This is a genomic window from Oleiphilus sp. HI0123, from assembly GCF_001635315.1.
In genome coordinates this window covers 1-763 of record NZ_LWGE01000923.1, presented here as the reverse complement: position 1 = coordinate 763, position 763 = coordinate 1, and the positions used below count along the sequence as shown (strand labels likewise).

The window sequence follows — 763 nt, the reverse complement described above, 5'->3', positions numbered from 1 at the left end:
AGTAAAGGAAGCGTTGAGAGAGAGCTTATGGACATGCTCGCCATGGCGCTGTTGCATATACTGGCCAAATGAAAGATAAGGCCTTCCAGCCACAACACTCACAACTTAAACCATTTGACTTGATTGCATATCCATACCCGGCTTGCCAAACCAATAACCGTTGCAATCCTGATCGCTCAGCGCAATTTCACTCGACTGGCCATCAAGCGCATCACGGAAGCGACGAATGATGTCACTCATACCCTCAGCACGAGGGCTTAAGCGCAAGACATCAACATCGAATTTTTTCATTTCAGGCACCTGTGCAAGCAGGTTATAAACCGACGAAGACTGCGTTTGGATGCCGTTAATATTAAATAGGGCCTGTTGCTCCTGACTCTTTACTTCTAGCCCTTCCGGGTAGTGAATGCAGCTAAAGCGACAATCATCCTTGGGTAAGTCCAGGTAACGTGCGGTAAAACACCGCGCGGAGTAAGCGAGAGGAAGATGGCCATAGCTGAAGACTTCGGTTTCAATCTTCTCACGGATACCAAGATCACTTGCCTCGTCGTGAATGGTTTGTAAGCAATGGCCCGAGAGCTCAACCGGCATAACCCAACGTCGAGCACCGTTTCTGACCATAATCGATAAAGTGCGTGCATTGTAGATATTGGTGCTAGGACCACAGACAAAGGGTACTCCTTTGCGCGATAGTAATTGCACTGCAGAGATATCGTTCGCTTCAACTTGAACCGGGGCGTTTTCACAAATATTCTTTAAGGTG

Annotated in this window: 1 protein-coding gene; it reads right to left on the bottom strand. The window is 47.8% G+C overall.

Features of this window, described 5'->3' with window-relative positions:
• Positions 1-105: 105 nt before the first annotated feature.
• The coding region (locus tag A3761_RS07970) for a U32 family peptidase (protein WP_068750082.1) at positions 106-763 on the bottom strand (658 nt) is incomplete at its 5' end.